Source organism: Curtobacterium sp. VKM Ac-2922 (assembly GCF_022815645.1).
Taxonomy (GTDB): domain Bacteria; phylum Actinomycetota; class Actinomycetes; order Actinomycetales; family Microbacteriaceae; genus Curtobacterium.
The window spans coordinates 1-23,893 of the sequence record NZ_JALGRO010000004.1; the positions used below are offsets into that span (position 1 = coordinate 1).

Below are 23,893 nucleotides of genomic sequence, written 5' to 3' on the forward strand. Positions count from 1 at the left end.
CCGAAAGCATCAGACCGAGTTGATCTTGACTGTTGACTGTCTACTGACAATCTTCAATCCAAAAGGAATTGTCTCCGACTCGACCAGCAAGCTGACCGAGCACGGGGTCAATAAATTGGCATTGACAATGTGCACGCTGTTGAGTTCTCAAGGACCAGACGCACTCACCACTCGACCCCACGAAGAGGTTCCGCCAGAGAGGCATTCGTTCTTGTCGCCACCAGAGCGGACTCTGGGGCTGGTTGCCTGAGCGGGATCCCGTCCGGACTGCGTCTCGGGGTGTGCACCCCGTGACCGTCTCGGCCGTTCCGTTCTCCGCCTCAGCGGCAACGAGTGATTACTTTACACAGGCCCCGGGGGGCCCGCCAACCGTCGTCACACCCGGGCGTGTCGCACCCGGGTGAACGCCTCGCGGCCAGGACGTGACGGGGAGTCGACGTCCTGACGACTGCCCAGAACCGGCCCCGGGAACGACCGGAGGCACGGTGCGGACGTGCACCGTGCCTCCTGTCCGAACGCCGTCCGGCGACCGCCGTCTCACTCCGCCGCAGCGAGCTGACCGCAGGCGCCGTCGATCTCCTTGCCACGGGTGTCGCGCAGGGTGGTCGGGATGCCCGCGGCGTTCAGCCGGCGGACGAACTCGTCCTGCACGTGCACCTCGGACGACGTCCACACGGAGCCGGGCGTCGGGTTGAGCGGGATCGGGTTGACGTGCACCCACCCCTTGCCGCGCTTGTTGAGCTTCTCGGCGAGCAGGTCGGCCCGCCAGGCGTGGTCGTTCATGTCCTTGATGAGCGCGTACTCGATCGAGACCCGTCGACCCGTCTTGACGTAGTAGTTGTACGCGGCGTCGATGGCCTCGTCGGCCTTCCACTTCGAGTTCACCGGGATGAGCTCGTCACGCAGTTCGTCGTCCGGGGCGTGCAGGGACAGCGCGAAGGTGATCGGGATGCCCTCGTCGGCCAGCTTGTTGATGGCGGGCACGAGGCCGACCGTCGACACCGTGATGCCCCGGGCGCTCATGCCGAGTCCGTGCGGCTGCGGGGCCACCATCGTGCGGACGGCGTCCATCACCCGCTTGTAGTTGGCCAGGGGCTCCCCCATGCCCATGAAGACGATGTTCGTCACGCGCTCGGCGTCGACGCGGTCCTTGCCGCCCTTGCGGGGATCACCACCGAGCTCACCCGCGGCGATGGCGGCGTTCGCCCGCACGATCTGCTCGATGATCTCGGCGGTGGACATGTTGCGGGTGAGACCCTGCTGCCCGGTGGCGCAGAACGGGCAGTTCATGCCGCAGCCGGCCTGGGACGAGACGCAGAGCGTGATGCGGCCGGGGTACCGCATCAGCACGGACTCGACCAGGGCGCCGTCGTGCAGCTTCCAGAGGAACTTGATCGTGTCGCCCTTGTCCGTCGCGAGACGCCGGGTCTCGGTCAGCAGCGGCGGGAGCATGCCCGCGACGAGCTGGTCGCGCTGGGCCGCCGGCAGGTCCGTCATCCGCTCGGGGTCGGACGTGTAGTGCGTGAAGTAGTGGGTCGACAGCTGCTTGGCGCGGAAGCCGGGCAGGCCGAGTTCCTTGACCTTGGCCTCGCGCTCGGCGACGGTCAGGTCGGCCAGGTGCTCCGGCGGCTTGCCGCGCTTGGGCGACGCGAACTGCAGGAGCGGTCGGCCTTCGCCGTCGGTGGCCTGGGTCCAGCCCTCGGTCCGGGGACGCACCTGGGGGCGGGCGGAGCGCGCGGCGCTCTGCTCCTCGAACGGGGTGCGGGTCTCGGTGGCCATCACTCCAGTTTACGGGACGTCCGGCGCGCGGCACAGCGACGCGTGCGGCACGCGGCACAGCGACGCGTGCGGCGCCCTGCTCAGGAGCCGGCGGGCAGCAGCCGTGCGAAGTGGTGCGCGGCTGAGTACATCGGCACGATGTCGACGACCTCGCCCGGGTGCGGGGCCTGCAGCACGAGTCCGTCACCCAGGTACAGGCCGACGTGGTCCTCGTTGTCGTAGACGACCATGTCGCCCGGCTTCGCTTCGGATGCGGGGATCGTCGTCGCCGCGGCGTCCTGCGTGGGGACGTAGTGCACGAGCGAGATGCCGACGGACTGGTAGGCCACCATCGTCAGTCCGGAGCAGTCGATGCCCGCGTGGCTGGCGCCACCCTCGACGTACGGGTCGCCCAGGTACTGCAGTGCGGTCTGGAGGATCGTGGCGCGGTCGCCGCCGGCGGAGAGCGCCGCCGAGATGGCTGACTCGGCCTGCGCGGTGGTCACGCCGAAGCGGGTGACGAGCGTCGGGTAGGACACGACGGTCGTGGTGGTGGCACTCATGCCGTCGGTCGTGGTGACGGGGATCTCGACGTCGTGCGCGACCGTGTAGGTCTGCAGCTGCTCGGACGTGGTGGTGCGGCTGGGCGTCGTCGCCTGGGGCGTGGCCGCGTTCGCGGGCATCGAGAGCGTCAGTGCCGAGGTGAACGCCAGGGCCGGCGCCAGGATGAGTGCGGCGCGCTTGGCGTTGGCGGCACGACGGACGTGCCGCGGGTCGAGCGCGCGTTCGGCGCGCAGGCTGCCGGTGCGCGACACGAAGGCGGTGCCGCCGGCAGACCGGGCAGGAGTCGTCGGGGCGGTGCGGACCGGGTGCAGGGCGACGACCCGTGCGGGCTGCTCGTGCTCGACGAAACTGGACCGGGCGAGGGCCGGGCCGGAAGCGGAACGGCGGCCACGCGGACGCGTCACGGACGGTGCGGAAGGGGACGGAGCTGGTGCTGACCGGCGGTCGTCGGCTGCAGCGGGCAGAGCGTGGCGTCCCATGGTTCCTTCCGGGTTCGAGTCCCCGCCTCGGGAAGGGGGACACGAGAAGATAACGTATTGGTCACGAACCTGGTCCCGCCTGGGGAAGTGACCCCGTTTCCTGCGGTGGGTCACAGGGAAGCGGCGAGGAACTCCTGCGCTCGGGCCTGCACGTCGGTGGCCTCGCGGTGGGACCAGAACGCGAAGTGCGTGCCACCGGACAGCAGCACGAGTTCTGCGCCGGGGATCTGCTGCGCGGCACGCACGCTGTGCGACACGACGACCTCGGTGTCCGCGTCACCGTGCACGACGAGCACCGGCGCGCCGATCCGGTCGAGCTCGAGCGACTCGATCGCGCCGAAGGTCCGGACGTCGTTGCGCCACCCGGCTCGGTGCGCGCCCGAGCTGTTGCCCGTCGCCGCCATGTCGAGCATGAACGCGCGGCGCTCGGTGTCGCCGAGGATGCCCTGGACGTGTCGTCGGAGGGACCGTCCGTGCAGGCTGCTGACGCCGGTGATCGCACCTCCGACGGCCGCGTGCGGCAGGTGCCGTGCGGCCCATCCGGCCAGGCGTGCGCCGATCGCGGTGTGCGACACGAGGTACTCGACCGGGCCGGTGCGCCCGGGGACCCACCGCCCGCTCACCGCCGAGGCGGCGACGACGGCCGAGACGCGGTCCGGGTGCCGGACCGCCAGTCGGTAGGCGACGGGTCCGCCGCCCGACCAGGCGAGGACCCCGACACGCTCGATGCCCAGGTCGTCGAGGACGCCCGCGAGCAGGTCGGCCTCGTCGTCGATCGACGCGTGCTCGGGGTCGAGCGCGGTGCCGAGGTAGCCGGGCCGCGAGACGAGCACGGTGCGGAACCGGTCCTCGGGGAGGAACCGGCTCATCACCATTGCGGCGTCGATGCCCCCGGGCGACCCGTGCAGCACGAGCACGGGAACACCCGCCCCCCGCACGGCGGTCTCGACGCGTGCGGCACCGTCGCTGCGCACACACGGCTCGATCGACATGACGGCGAAGGTAGTCGCGGCCGCCAAGGACCGGCCGACACTGTCCGGTGACGGCACTCAGGGAACCGCTCGCGCTTGGTACGGTCGGCGGCGTGACGACCGACACGGGGGCACCGCGGGCCGACGGCGACCAGGCCCTGCACCGGTGGGTGCTGCCCGGCCCGGACGGCAGGCCGGCCGAGGTCGCGACCGAGCTCGACGGCGGCGGCACCGCTCCGACGTCGGTCCCCCGGCCGTTCCTGCACCCGGTCCGGACCCTCGGCGGCACGGTCGTCAGCGCGCACCACCCCGCCGACCACGACTGGCACGCCGGCGTGGGCCCGGCGATCCCCGACGTCGACGGCGTGAACTGCTGGGGCGGCCGGACGTACGTCCGCGACACGGGCTACGTGTGGCGCGAGGACCACGGCCGCGTGACGGTCGAGCGCGCGAGCGTCGACGGCGACACCCGGACCGAGGCGCTGCGCTGGCGCGGACCCGACGGCCGCCCGGTCCTGCACGAGGACCGAGTGACCGCCTGCCGTGCGCTCGGACCGGACGCCTGGGAACTGCACACGGTGTCGGCGTGGTCGACGGCGGGCGATGCCCCGGTGCGGCTCGGCAGCCCCGGCAGCAACGGGCGTGCCGGTGCGGGGTACGGCGGGCTGTTCTGGCGGTTCCCCGAGTGCTCCGACGTCGACGTCCGGACGGCGAGCGCCGCGGGCGAGTCAGCCGTGCACGGCTCCGTCGCGCCCTGGGTGTCCTGGTCGGCGTCGTTCGCGGGTCGCGCGGCCACCGTCGTCCTGCAGGCACTCGACCACGACGACCCGTGGTTCGTCCGGGTGGACGAGTACCCGGCGATCGGCTCGGCACTCGCGTGGAGCAGCGCGGCCGTGGTGCGACCCGGCGTGCCGCTGGTCCGCGCGTTCCGCGCGGTCGTCGCGGACGGACGCGTCGACCCCGTCGCGTTGCTGCGGCACTGAGCCGACCGCCTGACGGACGGGAGGCTCGGTGGCGGTCCGCCACCGAGCCTCCTGTCCGACCGTGTCTGTCCGACCGCGTCGCGACTCAGGCCGACAGGGCCTCGGCGTAGACGCGGAAGTCGCCGCGGTCCGTGTGCATCGACCACAGGCGCTCGGCGACCGCCTGTGACGCGTGGGCGTCCTGCCCGTCGTCGATGCCGAACGGGATGATGAGCTGCCCGACGTGGATCGACTCGGGCGCGAGCGCCTCGTGCAGCAGCTGCGCGTAGGCGCTCTCGGCCGCGAAGGCGACCGACGTGCCCGTCACCCGGTCGGCGGGACGGACCGCACTGGCGCCGTTGACGAACAGCAGCGTGCCGTGGCCGATCGCGCGCATGCCGGGGATCGCCTGACGCGCGGCGGCGACGGCGCCGTAGACCGAGAACTCGACCGGTCCGACCAGATCCGCCTCGGTGGTCTCGAGCACCGGCCGCATGTACTCCTTGGCCGGCAGCGGGCTGTACTGCAGCACCTCGATCGGGCCGAGCTGCTCGGTGGCGCGCTCGAGCGCGTGTCGGATCGACTCGGGGTCGCGGACGTTCGCGGTGAAGCCGGCGGCGCTGTGGCCGTCCTGCCGGAGTTCGGCGGCGAGCGCGTCGACGCGGTCCTGGTTGCGAGCGACGAGGGCGACGGCGAAGCCCTCGCGGGCGAAGCGGCGGGCGACGGCCAGGCCGAGGCCCTTGCCGGCGCCGATGATGGCGATGGTGGTCATGCGGGTCCTTCCGTGGAGCGTGGGGTTCGGGAACGACTCTGCTCCCGGCGGCTGTGACCTCCGGTGGCGCTCAGTCGCGGGAGTCGATGCGGACGGTGGCCGAGGTCGGGCCGTCCTGCAGCATCGGCTGCAGGTACTCGCTGCCGGCGTACTTGGCCTGGTACGCGGCGTCGACGCGGCTGTTCACGCCGGGGTCGGCCTCGGTGAAGGTGACCTCGTGCTCGGCGCCGGCGGCGGTGATGCGGCCGGCGGCCTGCGTGACGGCGGCGCGGTACCAGCGAGAGCGGCGGCCGTTGTACGCCCGGGCGTACAGGTCACCGTCGACGACGACGGACCAGATCCAGGTCGGGGTGCCGTAGGTGGTGCCGTCCTGACGGAACGGGGAGACGTGCAGGTCGTCTGTGGTCGCGATGGCGTTCAGGGTGTCGTGGTCCCAGGGCATGGGTGCCTTCCGGTTGTCGGGTGGGGTCGGTCGGGCTGGTCCGGTCAGTTCGGCTGGTGGTCGTGCCGCTCGTGCTGCTGGTCGCGGTGCTCGTGCTCGGCGCGGCGTTCTTGCTCGCGGGTGGCGACCCAGCTGGCGAGCAGGCGCAGGGCGTCCTCGCTCGGCGACCCGGGCGCGGCCGAGTAGACCAGGAAGTTGAGTCCCTGGTCGGCCATGGGCTCCATCGCCTCGTAGACCAGGTCGAGGTCGCCGACGACCGGGTGGTGGAAGTGCTTGTCGCCGGTGGCGTGGTGTCGCACGTCGTGGGCGCCCCAGCGCGTGCGGAACTCCTGGCTGCGCGTCGACAGCTCGCCGACCAGGTCCTGCAGTGCCCGGTCGTGCGGGTTGCGGCCGGCCTCGGTGCGCAGGATCCCGACGTTGATGTCGGCGGCCTGGGACCAGTTCGGGTAGAAGCGTTCGGAGTCCTCGCGGTGCAGGAACGTGAAGCGCGCCAGGTTGACCGGGCGGTCGGGCAGCTCGTACATCCCCCAGTAGAGACCACGGAACAGCTGGTTCTCGGCCAGCACGTCCATGCGTCCGTTGCGGACGAAGGCCGGACCCGCGGTGAAACCGTCGAGGGCCCAGCGCATGCTGGTGCGGACGTCCTTCGGCGACGGGCGACGACGGCGGCGGACCGGGGACGCGTTGGCCTCGCGGGCCAGGTCGAGCAGGTGCTCACGCTCGGCGTCGTCGAGCAGCAGGGCATCGGACAGCGCGACCAGCACGGTCTCGGAGACGCCGACCAGGTCGCCGCGCTCGAGCTTGGCGTAGTACTCCACGCTCATGCCCGCGAGCATCGCGACCTCGGTGCGCCGGAGCCCGGGCACACGCCGACCGGGACCGCCGGGCAGCGACACCCGGTCCGGGGTGATCCGGGCGCGGCGGCTGGTGAGGAACTCCTTGACGTCGTCCTTGTTCGACATGCCCCTCACGGTACGGGCGCACGCTCCGGGCTGGCGTGCCCTGCTGGTACACCCCGTGCAACGGGCGCCGTCACTCAGATCGCGACGCCCGCACGCCGCAGGTCGTGCTGAATGACCCGGGTCAGCACCCGCTGCCCGGCGACGGTGGGGTGCTCGCTGTCGGACTGCAGCAGGTCGGCGTGTCCGGCGAGCGGCTGGCCGACGTCGACGAAGGTGCCGTGTGCCGCCTGCACGGCGCGCTGCAGGCTCGCCGAGCTCTGCGCGACCTCGTCGGGGACGTCGCCCGGCTGCCCCCACAGGGTGCTCAGACCGACGATGCGTGCCGACGGCAGTGCCGCGTGCAGCTGCGCGACCGTCGCGGCGGTCGCGGACTCGATGGTGGCGGCGTCCTGACCCAGGTCGTTGTCCGACGACTGCACGATGACGATCGCCGGGTGGGCGGCCTCGGCCTGGGCGACGAGCCCGGCGAAGTCCGTGTCGCAGTCCCCCACCGCCACGAAGCCGCCGCCGCTGCACCCGAGGTTCGTGACCCGGAGGTGGTCGACGCGACCGAGCATCGCGGGCCAGGCGTCCGCGGCGCTGTCCAGGCCGTAGCCGGCCATGATCGAGTCGCCGATCGTGACGACGCGGGTGCCGCGCGGCGGCGTGGTGGTCGCGGTCGCGGTGGCCCCGGCCGAGGCCCGTGTCGGGTGCTCGACCGCGACGTACCCGATGCCCGCGACGACAGCGAGCCCGGCCACGACGACAGCGATCATGGTGCCCGTTCTCTGCATCCGACCAGTCTGCTCGCGGGAACCACCACCGTCCGCGCAGCAACCCGCGAAGGCTGACAGGCTGCGCGGCCCCGGCGAGCGCCGATGCGATGCTGGGCCCGTGGACATCACCCCGCACGCGCACCGCCCCGAGCGGTACCGGCACCGTCTCGTGCTCATGCTCGTCGTCGGCATCGTCGTCGCCGTCGTCGCCGGGCTGACCGTCGGGGCCCGGTGGGCGCCGTCGATCGGCTGGGCCGCCGCGTGCGCGGTCTACGTCGCGACGGCGTGGCCGCTGCTGCACTTCGACGGGCAGCGGACGGGCGAGAGCGCCGCGCGTGAGGACCCACGCCGGACCGCGTCGGACCTGCTGCTGGTCGGGGCCTCGCTGGCCAGTGTCGTCGCGCTGCTCGTGGTGCTGGGCAGTGCGAAGGGGCTGCACGGCCAGGCGCAGGACGCGGCCGCGGCGCTCGGCGTCGTCAGTGTCTTCCTGTCCTGGCTGCTGGTGCAGACGCTCTTCACGCTGCGGTACGCCGAGCTGTACTACAGCGGAGAGCCCGGCGGCATCGACTTCAACCAGGACGAACCGCCGCGGTACTCGGACTTCGCGTACTTCGCCGTCACGGTGGGCATGACCTACCAGGTGTCCGACACCACCATCCGGACGTCGACCATCCGCAGTGCCACGCTGCGGCACGCGCTGCTGTCGTTCTTCTTCGGCACGGTCGTCATCGCGAGCGTCATCAACCTGGTGGCCGGTCTGGCGTCCTGACGTCGCGGCGGTGTCGACCGACACGAGACGGACGGGAGGGCCGGTGCCAGCTGGCACCGGGCCTCCCGTCCGTCATGTGGTCGCGTCGCGAGCCGACTCCGTGTCGGTGGGTCGGCTGGCGGTCAGCTGCGGGTGCAGAACGTGCTCCACGCGACGCGGACGCCCTTGGCCTGCAGCGAGTCCAGGCCGGGGTACTGGCGCTGACGCTCCGCGTCGACCAGGTGCGCGCAACGCGGGTCCTGGCTGGCGGCCTGGACGGCTCCGAGTGCCGCGACCAGGTCCGTGTCGATGCTGTCGAGCTGCGGACGGATGGTCGACAGGTCGGGCGCGGTCGTGGGCGCTGACGACGGGTCGTGGGTCCAGTGGACGAACCGGCCACGCTGGACCAGCTTGCTGGCGTCGATCTGCGCCTGCACCACGCGGGTGACCAGTGCCGGGTCGACGCCCTGCTGCTGGGCCAGCTGCACCGCCTCGTCGATGACGGCCTGTTCGCGGACCGGATCGGCGATCGGATTGCCGCTCAGCCACTTCGACTGCGCGACCGGGTCGGCGAGTTCCAGGCGGCGGGTGAGCAGGCTGCCCACGGTGTCGAGCTGCGCCGATGCGCTGGTGGTGCCCGTGGTCGTCGTGCTGGTGGTCGTGGTTGAGCTCGTTGTTGCGTTCGTGCCCGTGGTCGCGCTCGTGCTCATCGTCGTCGTCGCGGCGGTTGCTGCCGTGGTGGGGACGACGGCTGCGGCCGCGAGCAGGCCGATGCCGAGCGCGACGGTGCCGGTCCGACGCAGGCGGGTGTGGGTCGTGGTCATGGGCGTGGTTCCTTCCGGAGGCGGCGCCGGATGCGGCGCGCGAGGTGGGCGATGAGCGGCTGGATGATCTCGTCGTAGAAGGGGTAGGCCTCGACGTGGTCGGCCTCGCGGTCACACCAGCAGTCGACGCGGACCACCTCGGCGAAGTCGGCGAAGACGTAGAGGACCTCGTGCGGGACAGCGCGGGGCTGCCACGGATCGGACGGGTTCCGCGCGAGCACGTCAGTGTCCGAGCAGCTGTGCGGCGGTGACGCCGGGGTCGCGTCCGGACACGACGTTCGCGTCGATGTCGACCGCCGAGGCGCCGGAGCCCGCGGTCCGCTCCTGGATCTGGTTGAAGGACCAGTTGCGGGGCAGGGGCTGCAGTTGGTTGCCGGCCCAGCCGGTGGTCGTACCCGCGACGAACGAGCAGTGCGCCAGGCCCGCGTTGCTGACGACCGTGCACGTCCGCCGAGCGCCGTACACACCCGGCTTGACCAGACCGCCGCGGTCGCGGAGGCCCTTCGTGACACCGCGGAAGTACGGCACGACCTTCGTCTCGATGTCGTCGTCCGTGGCGTCGTAGTCCACCGCGAAGTAGACGGTGGTCTGCTTCGGGATCCCGAGCTGCCGAACGGCATCGTGAGCGCGGTGCGCGTCCGCGATGCCCTGCGCGAAGGTGAACCACGACGCCGCCGTCCCGCCCTCTTCGAAGATCGGCCACAGCCCGAGTCCGGCCCGTGCGATCGTCGTGACCTCGGCCCGGGTCATCGCCTTGTCGAGCGCGCCGGGCTTGTCGAGGTTCGTCAGGTACCGGCCGACGATGCTGACGCCAGAGGCCTTGACCGCCGCCGCCCGTGCCGCGTCGAGGGGCGTGGACAGGTCCGCGCCGGTCGTGGCGCGGTCGGGGTCTCCGCTGCTGGCGGCGAGCGCCGCCCACGTGCCGAAGTCGCAGGTACCGGTCTGCTGCGCGGGCGGGAACGCCTGGAACTGCTGGAACGCGCGGACGACCCGTGCGTCGGCCGCCGTGTAGACGTCGTCGAAGGGGACGCGCTCGCGGTTCAGCACGAGCAGCGTCTTGACCAGGTGCACCCACGGGCCGGTGGAGCCCGGGCCGACGACGCTGGCCGTGGCCGCGCGGAGGGCCTTCGCCGTGCCGGGACCCCACACACCGTCGACACTGCTCGCCGCGGCACCGGAATCGATCTGCACCGCGCGGACGACCGCTGCCGTCGTGGTCCCGTCGACCAGACCGTTCGTCCCGCCGTAGGCTCCGCCGGGCCGCTCGGCGTAGGTGCGGTTCAGGTACTGCTGGACCGTCCGGATCGTCGGGGATCCGCCCGGTGCGAGCGTGACGGCGTCGGTCGTCAGCAGTGCGCCGTACAGGTGCGGGGAGACGGGCAGCGTGCCCGGGGTCGCGCCGAGGTCGTCCCGCAGGGTGGCGAGGGCCGCGGTGGTCGGGGCGTCCCACTCCCCCGTCAGAGACACCGCGGAGGCACCCTTGCAGATCAGGCCGGCCTGCACGAGGCGGCACCAAGTGGCCGCGTCGTGGTCGGTGTCGCTCGGGCTCGTGTCGCTCGTGTTCGGGCCGCTCGTGCTGCTCGCGCCGCTCTCGCCGCTCTCGGCGCCGATGTCGCCGTGTTCGTCGAGTCGCTGCCGGGTCTGGGCGCCGAAGGCGGGGACGACGGGAGTGATGCCGAGCAGCGACTGCGTCGCCTGGACCAGGCCGAGCACGGTGCCGGACCCTGAGGTGCCGTCCTCGACGACGTGTACCCAGCCGGTGACCGTGCCGAAGGTGGCGTTGAGCCACTGCTGGACGCCGAGGACTCCTCCGGGGGCCGACGACGAGGTCGGAGGTGGCGTGGTGGGAGGTGTTGCGTCCGGAGTGGTGGTCGCGGCGTTCGCCGGGGCGGCGATGGCGGCCGAAGTCAGGGGCAGGGATGCGGTGAGGCCGAGGAGTGCGCTGCGTCGTGAGAGGTGCACGGGGTGCCCTTCTGGGTCGTCGCGCCGTGGGGTGCGCGGTGGGAGCGGGGCGCGATGCGGGCTCGCCTGGTCGGGTTCGTGTCCGTCAGACGATCGTCTGAAAACCTGGAGGGCGCCTCAAGCGATGCAGACGATCGTCTGATGAAGTCCACAGTGTGGGCCCCCCGACGGCATGGATGGGCAGTCACAACGACGGCCCTGCCGGGGCCTTCGAGATCGGGCTGCCCAGCGGGGCCCGGGAATGCGAGAAGCCCACCGAGTGCATCGGTGGGCTTCGTCGTTCGGTCGGGCTGACAGGATTTGAACCTGCGACCCCTTGACCCCCAGTCAAGTGCGCTACCAAGCTGCGCCACAGCCCGCGAGTCCTGACGGACCCTGAGTCCTGACGGACTCGGAGCCCCGGAGGACTCCGCCACCCGCACCCGACCGAGCGCGGAGCAGCCAGATCAGCATAGCGGACGCCGGACCCCCGCCGCGCCATGTCCGAGCACGTCGCTTCCAGAGCCGGCCCCTAGGGTGGTCCGATGCCCTCCCGCACCACCCGCGTCCTGCTCGCACTCGCGGTCTCCGGCATGGTCGTCGGAGTCGCCGGGTGCACCGGGACCGCACAGACCGATGACCGCCCCACGCTCACGAAGGCCGCCGCCGGCAGCGTGACAGTCGCCGCCCAGGACGATGCGGCCGGACGATCGATCCGGGCCAGCCGGGCGCTGTTCGCCTCGGCGCCCGGTGCCGTGGTCGCGCCGGCCGACGACGCGGATGCGGTCGCCGACGCGGTGAGCGCCGCACGACGCGCGCACGTACCGCTGCTGCTCGCCGCGAAGCGCGACGGCGGTGCGGCCAGCGACGGCGGTGCGGCCAGCGACGGCGGCGCGGCCAGCGCCGACCGCCCGGTCGGCGCGGAACTCGACCGCCTCGGCGCGTCCTGGTACCAGGCCGAGGGCGACGTCCAGGTCCGCACGGACGTCCCGGAGCGCGACGCGCCAGGCGGCGGAGACGCGCCGGAGCCGAGCCGGGCCTCCCGTCCGGCCACGGTCGTCGTGGCGGACGCGAGCGCAGACACCGCCGTGATCGCCACCGCGAAGGCCGCCGGTGCGCGTGTCGTGACCATGCCGGACGGCGTGTCGGACCCGGCGGCGGCCCCCGACGTCGTCACCGCGCTGCACGAGCACCGGGGCGCGCCGACGCTGCTGACCGGTGCGGCGTTCGCGGACCTGCCGGACCCGACGTGGACCATCCGTGCGGCCGAGAGCGGCTGGCAGCTCCCCCACGGCGGCCAGCGGCCGTTCGACGGACACCGGTACGTCGCGATGTACGGCGCACCCGGCGCGCCGTCCCTCGGGGTGCTCGGCGAGCAGGACCCTGACGCGTCCGTCGCGCGAGCGAAGCAGCTCGCGGCGTCGTACGACGGCGTGTCGGACGAGCCGGTGACGCCGGCGTTCGAGGTCATCGCGACCGTCGCGGCCGGCGATGCCGGAGCGGACGGGGACTACTCGACGGAGCTGCCCGTGTCGACGCTCGAGCCCTACGTCGATGCGGCCCACGACGCCGGCATGCCGGTGATCATCGACCTGCAGCCGGGGCGTGCCGACTTCCTGTCCCAGGCGAAGCGGTACGAGTCGTTGCTGAAGCGCCCGGGTGTGTGGCTCGCGCTCGACCCGGAGTGGCGGCTCGGGCCGGACCAGGTGCCCCTGCAGCAGATCGGGCGTGTCGACGCGTCCGAGGTGAACGCGGTGTCGTCGTGGCTGGCGGGTCTGGTGGAGCGCCACGGGCTGCCCCCGAAGGCGCTGGTGCTGCACCAGTTCCGGCTGTCGATGATCCAGGACCGCGCGTCGCTGGCGTCGTATCCCGAGCTCGACGTGCTCATCCACGTCGACGGGCAGGGGTCGCAGCCGGACAAGCAGGCCACCTGGAAGGCGCTGCACGACGGCGCGCCGGCGGGGGTGCACTGGGGGTGGAAGAACTTCTTCGACGAGGACCAGCCGATGCTCTCCCCCGCCCAGACCATGAGCGAGGTCGCGCCGACGCCGTCGCTGGTGACGTACCAGTAGCGGGATCGCGTTCTGCGGTGGGCTGCGTTCTCCACAGCCTGGAGGATCGGGGCGCGTCACGTCGGTCGGTGCTGACAGCATGGGGCCATGTCTTCTCCCGTGCTCGGTTCCGGCCCGACCGTCCCGCCTGCCGTACCGCCGTCGGCGGACATCGCTGCCGAGGCGCAGCAGGCACTCGCCGCCCTGACGGGGCGACCCGACGCGGTCTTCCACCCCGGCCAGCTCGAGGCGATCTCGGCGCTGGTCGAACACCGGCAGCGTGCCTTGGTCGTGCAGCGCACCGGATGGGGCAAGTCGGCCGTGTACTTCCTGGCGACGCTGCTGCTCCGGCGTCGCGGCGGTGGTCCGACCGTGCTGGTCTCACCGCTGCTGGCACTCATGCGCGACCAGGTCGCCGCAGCGGCCCGGGCCGGCGTCCGAGCGGTGTCGATCAACTCGGCGAACGCACACGAGTGGGGTGAGACCCAGGCGGCGTTGGCGCGCGACGAGATCGACGTCCTGCTGGTCTCCCCCGAGCGGCTGAACAACCCGAAGTTCCGCGACGAACAACTTCCGTCGCTGATCAGCCGGATGGGCATGCTCGTCGTCGACGAAGCGCACTGCATCTCCGACTGGGGTCACGACTTCCGGCCGGATTACCGGCGTCTGGCAGAGCTCATCCGGTCCCTGCCGCACGGCGTGCCCGTGCTGGCGACGACCGCCACCGCGAACGAGCGCGTGGTCGAGGACGTCGCCGAGCAGCTCACCGCCGGTCCCGCCGACCCGGTGTTCACGATCCGCGGGTCGCTCGCACGGGCCTCGTTGCGGCTGGGCGTGCTGACGCTGCCGGATGCCCGCGCTCGCCTCGGGTGGCTGTTGGCACACCTGGGCGACCTGCCCGGCAGCGGGATCATCTACACGCTGACGGTCTCTGCTGCCGAGGACATCGCCCGGCTGCTGCGCGAGAGCGGTCACACCGTCCGCGCCTACACCGGCCGCACCGACACCGACGAACGCGAACAGCTCGAGCAGCAGCTCAAGGGCAACGAGCTCAAGGCCCTGGTGGCGACGAGCGCACTCGGCATGGGGTTCGACAAGCCCGACCTGGGGTTCGTCGTGCACGTGGGTGCGCCGTCGTCGCCCGTGGCCTACTACCAGCAGATCGGCCGTGCCGGGCGTGCGACCGACAACGCCGACGTGCTGCTGCTGCCCGGGTACGAGGACCAGGAGATCTGGAAGTACTTCGCCAGCGCCTCGATGCCGACCGAGTCGCGCGCGTCGGCCGTGCTCGGGGCGCTGTCGACCGACACCGCGATGTCCACCGTCGCCCTCGAGGGGCTCGTCGACATCAAGCGGTCCACGCTCGAGCTGCTGCTGAAGGTGCTCGACGTCGACGGAGCCGTCCGCCGGGTCGCCGGCGGGTGGGTCTCCACCGGGCAGCCGTGGACGTACGACGCCGCGCGCTACGAGCGGGTCGCCGCGGCCCGGGCAGCCGAAGCCACGTCGATGCTCGAGTACGAGTCGACCTCGGCGTGCCGGATGCAGTTGCTGCAGCAGGACCTCGACGACCCGTCCGCCGAACCCTGTGGCCGGTGCGACAACTGCGCCGGGGTCTGGTACCCGGACGGCGTTCCCGAGAGCGCATCGACCGGTGCCGCCACGGCGCTGGACCAGGTCGGTGTCGAGATCGCCCCGCGCGCGCAGTGGCCGTCGGGCATGAGCGCGCTCGACGTCCCCGTTCGCGGGAAGCTCCCCGCGGGCGAACTCGTCGCGCCCGGCCGCGCGGTTGCACGGCTGACGGACCTCGGCTGGGGCGGTCCGCTCCGCGCGCTCTTCGCGCCCGGGGTGCCGGATGCGCCGGTGTCACGCGAGCTGCTGGACGGGTGCATCCGTGCACTGCGGGACTGGCCGTGGGAGGTCCGGCCGACCGGGGTCGTCGCGATGACGTCACGATCGCGGCCGCTGCTGGTCGAGTCGCTGGCCTCGGCGCTGTCGTCGATCGGCAAGCTGCAGTTGCTCGGCACGCTCGAGCGTTCCGGCGGGGTGCCGCGTGGCGATGGTGCGACGAACAGCGCCTACCGGTTGGCCGGGGTGTGGGACAGCTTCGTGGTGGGGCCGGAGCTCGGCGCCGCATTGCAGTCGCACGAGGGGCCGGTGCTGCTGGTGGACGACCTGGTCGACAGCCGGTGGACCATGACCGTTGCGGGTCGTGAGCTGCGGCGTGCGGGGGCGGCGGCCGTGTTGCCGTTCGCGCTGGCCACCGTCGCCTGACGTCCCCGGGCGACACCGGACCCCGCGGGCCCGGAGCCCACGCCACCCTACGGACGCGGGGCCCGCGGCGACACCGCCACGGGCCTCCCGTCCGTCACCCGGTCCGGGTCTACGCGGCGGCCCCGATCGCGTCCAGCTCCGCCACCGCATCCTCGGGCAGCACGTACCCGGCCGACGCGACGTTGTCGCGCAGGTGGGCGACCGACGACGTCCCCGGGATCAGCAGCATGTTCGGCGAGCGCTGCAGCAGCCACGACAGCGCAACGGTCAGGCGCGAGACACCCAGCCGCGCAGCGACGGCGTCGAGCGCGCCGGACTGCAGCGGCGAGAACCCGCCGAGCGGGAAGTACGGCACGTAGGCGATGCCCTGCGCGGCGGTCAGGTCGACGAGCGCGTCGTCCTCGCGGCGTGCGACGTTGTACATGTTCTGCACGCACACCACCGGCGCGATGGTCTGCGCCTCGGCGAGCTGCTCGGCGGACACCGTCGACAGGCCCAGGTGGTTGATGAGCCCCTGCTGCTGCAGTTCGGCGAGCGCCGTGAACTGCGGCGCGATCGACCCGGGCTCCGGCGCGTCGAAGCCGCCCATGCGCAGGTTGACGACGTCGAGCCGGTCGACGCCGAGCCGTTCGAGGTTGTCGTGCACCTGCTGGACCAGCTCGTGCGGCTCACGTGCGTGCGGCCACCCGCCCTGCTCGTCGCGGCGGGCACCGACCTTCGTCACGATGCGCAGATCGGCGGGGTAGGGGTGCAGGGCCTCGCGGATGATCTCGTTCGTGACGTGCGGGCCGTAGAAGTCGGACGTGTCGATGTGGGTGATGCCGAGCTCGACGACCGTGCGCAGGACGCGGATCGCCTCGTCGCGGTCGGTGGGCGGGCCGAAGACCCCGGGGCCGGCGAGTTGCATCGCGCCGTAGCCGACGCGGGTGAGTTCGAGGTCGTCTGCCAGGCGGAAGGTGCCGCCGGGGAGCGTCGTGTTCGTCATGGGTCCCACGATGCTCCCCGGCAGCCGAGCGTGCCAGGGCAGGCCGTTCCTGGGTCCGGCCGACCCAGGATGCGGTGTGTCAGGAGCGGTAGCCGACCACGCGTCGCACGGCTTCCTCGACCCGCAGCCGTCGCTCGGCCTCGGGCACCCGCTCGGTGAACGCGGCATCGGGCAACGCGGCCTCGGCGCCGACGACGGCGAGCACGTACGCCAGCAGTTCGGCCGGGTCGAACACGTCCGGGTCGACCGCGCCACCGCCGGACGTGGCCAGCGCACGGACCGCCTCGGGCGTCACCGCAGGCAGGGCACCACCGGCTCGGACACGCTCGTACAGCTCCCCCGCGGACCGGGGCAGGTCGTCGGGGTCCAGCAGCGACGTCGTCATGCCGCCGATCCTACGGAGCGCTCCGGCGTGCGGGCTTGGGGAACGTCGTGCGCATGTGGTCCGAGGTCAGGACGTCGCCGATGCCGACCATGAGCACCGAGAACACGATCTGCTCGATGACCATCCAGAACGGGTACAGCCCGGGGATCGCGGCGACGATGAGCGTCACGATCGGGAAGATCCGGCTGAACAGCCGCAGGCGCTGGTACGCCCAGTAGTAGCCCAGCTGCGCGCGCCACGCGAAGACGTAGAGCGTCAGGGTGATGAGCAGCACGACGGTGGCACGGAACCACACCGCCCACGGGATGGTCTGGCCGTCGCGGGTCAGGACGATCGCGACGACGATCGCGGCCAGTCCGACGACGGTCTCGGCGACGAGCAGCCAGCGGATCCAGCGGAACGACCGCACGGTGTCGGGGTGGTCGAGCATGTCCCGCCGGATGACGTAGTCGGCCTGCCGGCCGCCGGCCAGGCGGTCGAGTCGCAGGCGGCACCAGAGCCGGTCGGCGAAGGCGGGGAACGTCACCAGACCATGGTGCCGCATCCGGCGCACGTCGCGGACCACGCGCCTCCGGTCCGGACGGGAGGCCCGTCCAGCGTCCGCCCCGCACCCCGCGTCGGCACGCACCGCGTCCACCGCGTCACGCGTCCACAGCGGCACGGGCGCGTCCGGCGCCTGCCGCGACCGCGTCAGCGGGCGGGCAGCAGTTCCGCGCCGCCCATGATCGTGGCGGTGTTCCAGTCGAGGACCAGCAGCGAGTGCACCGCGGGCGGCAGGATCTGCGGAACCCGCACGTCGATGACGGCGCCCGTCGCATCGTGCGAGATCACCCCGACCTCGACCGGGTCGCCGAGTGGGATCCACTCCGCTCGCCGCCCCGCCGGCACGACGTCGCCCCCGGTGAGCTGCACGCGCATGTCCGCCTCGGCCAGGTCGGTGTCGAACCCGGTGATCGTGACGCGGATCGCCTGCTCGCCGGTCCGGGTCACCGTGACGTGCCCGACGGTGTGGGCGCCGATCGACACCAGGTCGCCGTCGACCGGCAGGCTCGTGCGGTACCAGGGCTGGTCGACGAGCGGCGTGCTGGTGGCGGACGGTGTCGCACGGACGAGCGGCTCCGGAGTGGTGCGACCGGTGGGCACCGGGACCGACAGCAGCACCGAGACCGCGACGACGCCGGCGACGACGCTCACGCCCGTGGCGATCCACGTCGTGCGCATCGGCCCCGGCGCTGGTGACATGCACGGAGCGTACGCCGGACCGGTGACCCCCGGGGACGACCCCCGGGGACGACGACGGCCGCCGGGGAGGTGCCCGAACGGCCGTCGTGTGGTGCTGGGTGGGATCAGGTGCGCTTCCGGCGCTCGCGCACCCGCATGTTCACGGTGATCGGGGTGCCGGAGAAGCCCCAGACCTCGCGCAGGCGCCGCGTGATGAAGCGGCGGTACTGCGGGTCGAGGAACTGGGTCGTGAAGAGCACGAACGTCGGCGGCTGGCTGGCTGCCTGGGTGCCGAACAGGATGCGCGGCTGACGACCACCACGGACCGGGTGCGGGTGCTCCTGCACGAGCTCGGCGATGAAGGCGTTGACCTTGCCGGTCGGGATGCGGGTGTCCCACGACTCGAGCGCGGTCTCGAGGGCCGGCACGAGCTTCTCGAGGTGCCGACCGGTGCGGGCCGAGATGTTCACGCGCGGGGCCCAGGCGACGTGCGCCAGGTCCTGCTCGATCTCGCGCTCGAGGTAGCGGCGGCGTTCGTCGTCCAACAGGTCCCACTTGTTGTAGGCCAGCACGAGCGCACGGCCCGACTCGAGCACCAGGTCGATGATGCGGAGGTCCTGCACGGACACCGGTTCGGTGACGTCGAGGACGACGACGGCGACCTCGGCCTTCTCGAGCGCGGCGGTGGTGCGGAGCGACGCGTAGAAGTCGGCGCCCTGCTGCAGGTGCACGCGCTTGCGGATGCCGGCGGTGTCGACGAAGCGCCAGACACGGCCGCCCAGCTCGACCTGCTCGTCGACCGGGTCGCGGGTGGTGCCGGCGAGCTCGTTCACGACGACGCGCTCTTCACCGGCGGCCTTGTTGAGCAGCGAGCTCTTGCCGACGTTCGGACGACCCAGGATCGCGACACGGCGGGGGCCGCCGATCTCCTGCTTGGCGACGGCGGAGACGTCGGGCAGCGTGCTGATGATCAGGTCGAGCAGGTCGGCGACACCACGGCCGTGCAGCGCGGAGACCGGGTGCGGCTCGCCGAGGCCCAGGTTCCAGAGCTCGTACGCGTCGAGGTCGCGGCGCTCGTCGTCGGACTTGTTCGCGACGACGATGACCGGCTTGTCGGTGCCGCGCAGCATCTTGACGACGTGCTCGTCGGTCGCGGTGATGCCGACCGTGACGTCCACGACGAACAGCACGGCGTCGGCCAGGTCGATCGCGACCTCGGCCTGCAGTGCCACGGAGGCGTTGATGCCCTTGGCGTCGGGCTCCCACCCGCCGGTGTCGACCAGGGTGAACCGCTTGTCGTTCCACTCGGCCTTGTAGCTGACACGGTCACGCGTGACGCCGGGGACGTCCTGCACGACGGCTTCACGGCGACCGAGGATGCGGTTCACGAGCGCCGACTTGCCGACGTTCGGGCGTCCGACGATCGCCAGGACGGGCAGTGCGGGCAGGATGAGGACGCCGTCCTCGCCCAGGGTGCCCGCTTGCAGCAGTGCGACGTCCTCGTCGTCGAGCTCGTACTCCTCGAGCCCGGCGCGCAGCGCGGTCGCCCGCTGCTCGGCCTCGGTCTCGTCGAGGCTCGCGATGCGTTCTCCCAGGGAGTCGTCGTACTCCGGGAAGTCGTCGTGCTCTGGTCCGTTGTCCAGTTGCGCCATGGTGGGTTCCTTGCCGGCGGCCGCCTGGCCGCGTGTCAGTGTCCGGCCGTGCGGGCCAGGTCGACGACCGCTTGTACGGTCTGGTCGAAGTCGAGGTCGGTGGAGTCGAGCGTCGTGACGCCGTCCGCGGCGTTCATGAAGTCGACGACCTTCGCGTCGGCGGCGTCTCGTCGGGCGAGTGCTGCCGAGGTCTCGGCGGCCGACTGGGTCGTGACCTCTGCCGAGCGCCGTGCCATCCTAACCTGTTCGTCGGCCGTCAGCAGGATCCGGACCTCGGCATCGGGGGCGACGACGGTCGTGATGTCGCGTCCCTCGGTGACGATGCCCTGCGCGTCGGTCTTGCGCATGACGTTCCGGAACAGCTGCACCAGGCGCGCCCGGACCTCGGGGAGCTTGGCGATGTGGGCCACCGCGGCCGTGACGTCGGGCGTGCGGATGGCCTCTGTGACGTCGGTGCCGTTGACCCGGACGAAGTACTCGTCGGGGACGGTGCCGATCTCGTAGTCGAAGGTGTCCCAGCTCGCCAGGACCGCCGCGGCGTCGTCGAGGTCGACCTGCTGCTGCAGCGCGTGCCACGCCAGTGCTCGGTACGCGGCACCGGTGTCCTGGTACCCGAACCCGAGCGCGCGAGCGGCCGCCCGCGAGACGCTGGACTTGCCGCTGCCCGCCGGGCCGTCGACCGCGATGACGAACTTGGCGACGTACGCGCCGTCGGTCAGGCCCGCGGGCATCGGGTCGCGGGTCATCCCGGGTTCGCCGCCGCCCTGCCCGTCGGCGCCCCCGGTCAGGCCCTCGGCGGGGCCGGGCTGGCCGGCCGGGGTGGGGAGTCCTGTGTCGGGGCCGTCCGGTCCCCCGGTCACACCGCTGTCGGTGGCGGTGCCGTGCGTCTGCTGGTCCTCGTTCACGCCCATGCTGCTGCGATCCTCCATCCGCGACCCTCGAGCTCGTCGACGAGTCGCTGTTCCTGCTCGGGGACGACCGACACCTCGACGATGCCGATCGGTCCGCCGGGTGAGTGCTCGAGGCGCAGGTCCTCGAGGTTGATGCCGATCTCGCCGATCGTGGCGAGGAGTGCGGCGATCTGCCCGGGACGGTCGTCCACCAGGACGACCACCTGGGCGAAGCGCTTGGTGGTGCCGTGCTTGCCCGGCAGCCGCTCGACCCCGCGGTTGCCCGACGCCATCGTCTCGGCGATGGTGCGCGGAGCGCCGGCTGCGTCGGGATCAGCCAGGGCGTCGATCACCCGGGTGAGTTCGTCCCGCAGGTCGGCGAGCACCGGCCGGATGTGGGCCGCGTTCGCACCGATGATCTGCACCCACAGGCCGGGGTCGCTCGCGGCCACGCGCGTGACGTCGCGGACGCCACCGCCGGCGAGCTCGAGCGCGGCTTCCGGGGCGTCCTGCAACCGTGAGGCCATGAGCGTCGACACCAGCTGCGGCACGTGGGACATCACGGCGACGGCGCGGTCGTGCGGCTCGGGCTCCATCGGGATGACCGTGGCGCCGAGGTCGAGCGCCAGGTCCTCGACCACGGCGGCACGTCGGAACACGATCCCGTCGTGCCCGGCGATCACCCACGGGCGGCCGATGAACAGGTCGGCACGCGCCGCGGTCGGGCCGCTGCGTTCGCGGCCGGCCATCGGGTGCGAGCCGATGTACCGCGACACGTCGGCGCCGGCTGCCCGCAGCGCTTCGAGCGGCGCGGACTTGACGCTCGCGACGTCGGTGACGATCGCGTCCGGGTGGTCGGCGAGCTCGCGCTCGACGACCCGCGCGGTGACGTCCGGCGGGACCGCCACGACGATGAGTTCGGGCGTGTCCCCTGCGGCAGGTCGTCGCCCTGCGCCGTAGTCGACCGCCAGGGCGAGCGTCGCCGGGGACACGTCGTCCAGGATGACCTCGACGCCGCGTTGCCGCAGGCCCAGGCCGATCGAGGCGCCGAGCAGCCCGGCGCCGACGATGCGGACCGGTCCGCGGACGCGCCGGTCGGGATCGGGCTGGGGCTGGTCGGTCACCCGCTCAGCCTACCGATCCGCGACCGTGCGCCTGGGGATCAGTCGCTCGTCTCGACGTTGGGGTCGCCGACCGGCTTGCCTGCGCCGCGCGCGATCCCGAGCAGCTGCCCGAGTTCGACGCTCGTCAGCTCGCGCGTGCGGCCGCTCGGCAGGCTGCCGAGGTGCAGCGGCCCGAACGACCGACGGACCAGCTCGTTGACGGGGTGCCCGACCGCGTCGAGCATGCGGCGCACGATGCGGTTGCGCCCCGAGTGCAGGGTCAGCTCGACGAGCGACTCCCCGCGCGAGGACTCCAGCAGACGCACCTTGTCGGCGGCGATCGGCCCGTCCTCGAGCTCGATGCCGTCGAGCAGCGTCTGCACCGTCGCCGGGTTCACGTTGCCCGCGACCTTGGCGATGTAGGTCTTGGTGACGCCGAACGACGGGTGCGCGAGCACGTGGGCCAGCCCGCCGTCGTTCGTCAGCAGCAGCAGCCCGGACGTCTCGGCGTCCAGGCGGCCGACGTTGAACAGGCGCTCCTCGAACTTGTCGACGAACTGCGACAGGTCCGCACGGCCACGCTCGTCGAGCATGCTCGACACGACGCCCGTCGGCTTGTTCAGCAGCACGTACCGGCGCGAGGTGTCGACCTGGATCGGCACGCCGTCGACGGAGATCTGGTCCTCGGCGGGGTCGACACGACGCCCGAGGGCCTCGACCACCTCGCCGTTGACCGTCACACGGCCCTCGGCGATCAGGTTCTCGGCCACCCGACGCGACGCCACACCGGCGGCGGCCATCACCTTCTGCAGGCGCTCGCCCTCGGGCTGCAGGTCGGCCGGCGTCGCGGCAGCGCCCTCGGCAGCGTCCCAGTCGGGGATGATCGGGCGTTCCGGCGTGCCCTCGAGCGGCGTGCCCTCGGCGTCGCGCTGGCCCTCGGGGCGCGGCGTGGTGCCACGGTCGCGGTTGCGGACCGTCGCGGTGCCACCGACGTACCGGCGGCCGTTGTGCCAGACACGGCTGGCCGGGGCGTCCGAGCCCTGACCACGACGGTCGTCACGGCGCGGGTCGCGACGGTCGTCGCGGCGGTCGCGCTGGTCACGGTCGGCGTTGCTCCAGCGGGGCCGGTCGACGCGGCGGTCGCCGGTCGGTGCGGGACGACGGTCGCCGCTGCGGTCGTCACGGCGGTCGCCGCTGCGGTCGTCGTCACGGCGGCCGTACCCGCGGTCGTCGCGTCGGTCGTCACGCGCAGCCGGACGGGAGGCCCCGGTGCCGTACCCGCGGTCGTCACGACGGGCGCCACCACGGTCGTCGTCACGGCGACCGTACCCGCGGTCGTCACGTCGGTCGTCACGCGGAGCCGGACGGGAGGCTCCGGTGCCGTACCCACGGTCGTCACGTCGCGGAGCACCGCGGTCGTCACGGCGCGGGGCTCGGTCGTCCTCGCGACGGCCGTACCCGCGGTCGTCGCGACGCGGAGCACCACGATCGTCGCGACGGTCGCCCTCGTGCCGGACGAACCCGCGGTCGTCATGTCGGGGAGCACCCCGGTCGTCGCGGCGCACGAAGCCACCGTCGTCGCGACGCGGAGCACCCCGGTCGGCACCGCGGTCGTCGCGACGCGGGCCACGGTCGAAGCCGCGGTCGTCCCGACGCGGAGCGCCACGGTCGAAGCTGCGGTCGTCCCGACGCGGAGCACCGCGCTCGGCGCCACGGTCGTCACGGCGCGGAGCGCCACGGTCGTCACGGCGCGGAGCGCGGTCGTCGTCACGACGCGGAGCGCGGTCGTCGTCGCGACGTCCGTACCCGCCGCGGTCGTCGCGACGCGGAGCGCCGCGGTCGGCACCCCGGTCGTCGCGGCGGAACCCGCCACGGTCGTCGCGCGGGGCACCCGACGAGCGTCCGCCGTACCCGCGGTCGTCACGCGGCGCACCGCCGGTCGGTCGACCGTACCCACGGTCGTCCCGCGAGCCGCCGGACGATCGTCCGCCGTACCCGCCACGCTCGCCACCGCGGTCCGACCCGCCGGGGCGACCACGGTCGTCGTCGCGACGCCCGTACCCACCGCGGTCCGACCCACCCGGACGACCCGGGCCTCCTGACCGTCCGCCGCCGGAGGCGCCGTCCCGCCCACCGGCGCCGCCGTGTCGTCTGTCC

The 23,893-nt window shown here is 72.6% G+C and carries 24 protein-coding genes and 1 tRNA gene; 6 read left to right on the forward strand and 19 right to left on the reverse strand.

What is annotated here, in order from left to right:
• Positions 1 to 250 (forward strand): hypothetical protein (locus MT346_RS05495; RefSeq protein WP_243561825.1); only part of this gene is annotated, 250 nt, incomplete at its 5' end.
• 287 nt (positions 251 to 537) lie between these two features.
• On the opposite strand, the gene rlmN is transcribed toward MT346_RS05495, so the two are convergent.
• From rlmN to MT346_RS05510, 3 genes are all read right to left on the reverse strand, one after another.
• Positions 538 to 1,779, reverse strand: a complete 1,242-nt coding sequence (rlmN, locus tag MT346_RS05500; protein WP_243561826.1) for a 23S rRNA (adenine(2503)-C(2))-methyltransferase RlmN — start codon at positions 1,777 to 1,779, stop codon at positions 538 to 540.
• 80 nt (positions 1,780 to 1,859) lie between these two features.
• Positions 1,860 to 2,726, reverse strand: coding sequence for a C40 family peptidase (locus MT346_RS18340; RefSeq protein ID WP_243561827.1), 867 nt, complete (start codon positions 2,724 to 2,726; stop codon positions 1,860 to 1,862).
• Between the two features lie 185 nt (positions 2,727 to 2,911).
• Positions 2,912 to 3,793, reverse strand: coding sequence for an alpha/beta fold hydrolase (locus tag MT346_RS05510; protein ID WP_243561828.1), 882 nt, complete (start codon positions 3,791 to 3,793; stop codon positions 2,912 to 2,914).
• Between the two features lie 92 nt (positions 3,794 to 3,885).
• On the opposite strand from MT346_RS05510, the gene MT346_RS05515 reads away from it, so the two are divergent.
• Complete coding sequence (locus MT346_RS05515) at positions 3,886 to 4,755, forward strand: DUF6807 family protein (protein ID WP_243561829.1); 870 nt, start codon at positions 3,886 to 3,888, stop codon at positions 4,753 to 4,755.
• Positions 4,756 to 4,840: 85 nt separating this feature from the next.
• Here MT346_RS05515 and MT346_RS05520 read toward each other — a convergent pair whose 3' ends face one another.
• The 4 genes from MT346_RS05520 to MT346_RS05535 all read right to left on the reverse strand — a co-directional run bounded on the left by MT346_RS05520 (position 4,841) and on the right by MT346_RS05535 (position 7,683).
• Positions 4,841 to 5,506 (reverse strand): SDR family NAD(P)-dependent oxidoreductase, encoded by a 666-nt coding sequence (locus MT346_RS05520; protein WP_243561830.1) that lies wholly within the window; start codon positions 5,504 to 5,506, stop codon positions 4,841 to 4,843.
• Between the two features lie 70 nt (positions 5,507 to 5,576).
• The gene (locus MT346_RS05525) at positions 5,577 to 5,948 is read right to left on the reverse strand and encodes a DUF2255 family protein (RefSeq protein ID WP_243561831.1); all 372 of its coding nucleotides are present in this window, start codon (positions 5,946 to 5,948) and stop codon (positions 5,577 to 5,579) included.
• A gap of 44 nt (positions 5,949 to 5,992) precedes the next feature.
• Positions 5,993 to 6,910, reverse strand: a complete 918-nt coding sequence (locus tag MT346_RS05530; protein ID WP_243561832.1) for a helix-turn-helix transcriptional regulator — start codon at positions 6,908 to 6,910, stop codon at positions 5,993 to 5,995.
• Between the two features lie 74 nt (positions 6,911 to 6,984).
• Complete coding sequence (locus MT346_RS05535; RefSeq protein ID WP_243561833.1) at positions 6,985 to 7,683, reverse strand: SGNH/GDSL hydrolase family protein; 699 nt, start codon at positions 7,681 to 7,683, stop codon at positions 6,985 to 6,987.
• A gap of 100 nt (positions 7,684 to 7,783) precedes the next feature.
• Between MT346_RS05535 and MT346_RS05540 the strand changes: the two genes are divergently transcribed.
• A complete protein-coding gene (locus MT346_RS05540; protein ID WP_243561834.1) occupies positions 7,784 to 8,434 on the forward strand; it encodes a DUF1345 domain-containing protein in 651 nt (216 codons plus the stop codon).
• 122 nt (positions 8,435 to 8,556) lie between these two features.
• Here the strand turns inward: MT346_RS05540 and aroQ are convergent, their stop codons facing one another.
• From aroQ to MT346_RS05560, 4 genes are all read right to left on the reverse strand, one after another.
• Positions 8,557 to 9,237, reverse strand: coding sequence for a gamma subclass chorismate mutase AroQ (gene aroQ, locus MT346_RS05545; RefSeq protein ID WP_243561835.1), 681 nt, complete (start codon positions 9,235 to 9,237; stop codon positions 8,557 to 8,559).
• The gene (locus MT346_RS05550) at positions 9,234 to 9,458 is read right to left on the reverse strand and encodes a hypothetical protein (RefSeq protein ID WP_243561836.1); all 225 of its coding nucleotides are present in this window, start codon (positions 9,456 to 9,458) and stop codon (positions 9,234 to 9,236) included. The genes aroQ and MT346_RS05550 overlap by 4 nt, the downstream gene beginning before the upstream one ends.
• A gap of 1 nt (position 9,459) precedes the next feature.
• Positions 9,460 to 11,199, reverse strand: coding sequence for a glycoside hydrolase domain-containing protein (locus MT346_RS18345; protein WP_243561837.1), 1,740 nt, complete (start codon positions 11,197 to 11,199; stop codon positions 9,460 to 9,462).
• A 285-nt stretch (positions 11,200 to 11,484) separates the two neighbouring features.
• A tRNA-Pro gene (locus MT346_RS05560) sits at positions 11,485 to 11,558 on the reverse strand.
• A gap of 165 nt (positions 11,559 to 11,723) precedes the next feature.
• Here MT346_RS05560 and MT346_RS05565 point away from each other — a divergent pair.
• Together MT346_RS05565 and MT346_RS05570 are read left to right on the forward strand one after the other, a co-directional pair.
• Entirely contained in the window at positions 11,724 to 13,250 is a 1,527-nt protein-coding gene (locus MT346_RS05565) for a hypothetical protein (protein WP_243561838.1), read from the forward strand.
• Between the two features lie 87 nt (positions 13,251 to 13,337).
• Positions 13,338 to 15,500 carry an ATP-dependent DNA helicase RecQ gene (locus tag MT346_RS05570; protein WP_243561839.1) on the forward strand — a complete coding sequence of 721 codons (2,163 nt, stop codon included), beginning with the start codon at positions 13,338 to 13,340 and terminating at the stop codon, positions 15,498 to 15,500.
• A gap of 109 nt (positions 15,501 to 15,609) precedes the next feature.
• Here MT346_RS05570 and MT346_RS05575 read toward each other — a convergent pair whose 3' ends face one another.
• From MT346_RS05575 to MT346_RS05610, 8 genes are all read right to left on the reverse strand, one after another.
• Complete coding sequence (locus MT346_RS05575) at positions 15,610 to 16,485, reverse strand: oxidoreductase (protein ID WP_243561840.1); 876 nt, start codon at positions 16,483 to 16,485, stop codon at positions 15,610 to 15,612.
• Positions 16,486 to 16,564: 79 nt separating this feature from the next.
• Positions 16,565 to 16,870, reverse strand: coding sequence for a hypothetical protein (locus MT346_RS05580; protein ID WP_243561841.1), 306 nt, complete (start codon positions 16,868 to 16,870; stop codon positions 16,565 to 16,567).
• Positions 16,871 to 16,880: 10 nt separating this feature from the next.
• A complete protein-coding gene (locus MT346_RS05585; protein WP_243561842.1) occupies positions 16,881 to 17,396 on the reverse strand; it encodes a hypothetical protein in 516 nt (171 codons plus the stop codon).
• A gap of 164 nt (positions 17,397 to 17,560) precedes the next feature.
• Positions 17,561 to 18,112, reverse strand: a complete 552-nt coding sequence (locus tag MT346_RS05590) for a hypothetical protein (RefSeq protein ID WP_243561843.1) — start codon at positions 18,110 to 18,112, stop codon at positions 17,561 to 17,563.
• Between the two features lie 104 nt (positions 18,113 to 18,216).
• Positions 18,217 to 19,743 carry a ribosome biogenesis GTPase Der gene (gene der, locus MT346_RS05595; protein ID WP_243561844.1) on the reverse strand — a complete coding sequence of 509 codons (1,527 nt, stop codon included), beginning with the start codon at positions 19,741 to 19,743 and terminating at the stop codon, positions 18,217 to 18,219.
• Between the two features lie 35 nt (positions 19,744 to 19,778).
• Complete coding sequence (gene cmk / locus MT346_RS05600; protein ID WP_243562117.1) at positions 19,779 to 20,474, reverse strand: (d)CMP kinase; 696 nt, start codon at positions 20,472 to 20,474, stop codon at positions 19,779 to 19,781.
• A gap of 170 nt (positions 20,475 to 20,644) precedes the next feature.
• Positions 20,645 to 21,757 carry a prephenate dehydrogenase gene (locus tag MT346_RS05605; RefSeq protein ID WP_243561845.1) on the reverse strand — a complete coding sequence of 371 codons (1,113 nt, stop codon included), beginning with the start codon at positions 21,755 to 21,757 and terminating at the stop codon, positions 20,645 to 20,647.
• 38 nt (positions 21,758 to 21,795) lie between these two features.
• A complete protein-coding gene (locus MT346_RS05610; protein WP_243562118.1) occupies positions 21,796 to 22,536 on the reverse strand; it encodes a pseudouridine synthase in 741 nt (246 codons plus the stop codon).
• A gap of 708 nt (positions 22,537 to 23,244) precedes the next feature.
• Between MT346_RS05610 and MT346_RS05615 the strand changes: the two genes are divergently transcribed.
• Positions 23,245 to 23,838 carry a hypothetical protein gene (locus MT346_RS05615; RefSeq protein WP_243561846.1) on the forward strand — a complete coding sequence of 198 codons (594 nt, stop codon included), beginning with the start codon at positions 23,245 to 23,247 and terminating at the stop codon, positions 23,836 to 23,838.
• Positions 23,839 to 23,893 lie beyond the last annotated feature (55 nt).